This window comes from Acidovorax sp., from assembly GCF_046291265.1.
Lineage (GTDB): Bacteria > Pseudomonadota > Gammaproteobacteria > Burkholderiales > Burkholderiaceae_C > Acidovorax.
In genome coordinates this window covers 1-675 of sequence record NZ_JBKBTV010000155.1, presented here as the reverse complement: position 1 = coordinate 675, position 675 = coordinate 1, and the positions used below count along the sequence as shown (strand labels likewise).

The 675-nt window shown below is 75.1% G+C and carries 1 protein-coding gene and 1 pseudogene; one reads left to right on the top strand and one right to left on the bottom strand.

Features of this window, described 5'->3' with window-relative positions; genetic code table 11:
- On the bottom strand, positions 1-393 hold a 393-nt coding region (locus ACK41V_RS23645), incomplete at its 3' end, for a hypothetical protein (protein ID WP_409786131.1).
- Between ACK41V_RS23645 and ACK41V_RS23640 the strand changes: the two are divergent.
- Positions 380-675: pseudogene (locus ACK41V_RS23640) on the top strand (hypothetical protein); the annotation flags it as partial. The gene ACK41V_RS23645 and the pseudogene ACK41V_RS23640 sit on opposite strands and share 14 nt — an antisense overlap.

Genomic DNA, 675 nt, shown 5'->3' with positions numbered 1-675 from the left:
GAGCATGACCAGGGAGGTAAAGGCGCCGGCATACACGTGCGCGGCGGGCAGGGAGAGACGAGGCAAGCAGGCCGCCAGGCGCGCGGGCAGGCACGGGCGCACCGCGGGCAGCGCACGCGCGGCCACTGCGTGCAGCACATGCAGCAGCGGCAGCGCCAGCAGCACCGCCGCCGCCGCTGCCATGCCCACCACCTCCCGGTGCACGGGCGTCATGCCGCGGAACAGGCACACGCCCGCATCGCCGCCGGCGGCGGAGGAGGGCAGCTGGAAGTTGAACACCTCTTGCGCACTCCACGCAGCGTGCAGCAGCGGGCTGCCGGCGGGGTCTGCGATGAGAAGGAGCGGCAGGGACTGGTAGTAGGCAAATGCGGCCTTGGTGATGGCGGGGCCCAAGAGCGGCCCCCCTGACAGCGCCGCGTCCGCCGCCGCCGCGTCCGCCGCCGCCGCGCCCGCCGCTGCCGCGCCCACCCGCCGCAGCGGGCGACACCGCGGCGTCGCCAGCCAGCAGGCTGACAGCGCGCTGCCGCGGGGGCTGCGGCAGGGCGTGCAGCACGCGCTGCCGCAGCTCGAAGCCCAGCGCCTCTGCGTCTGCAGCCAGCGAGATAAAGCGCAGCAGCTCGTTGCTGCTCCACAGCGCCATGGCCGCCACGTCCTCCGCGTGCGTCTGCGCGAGGC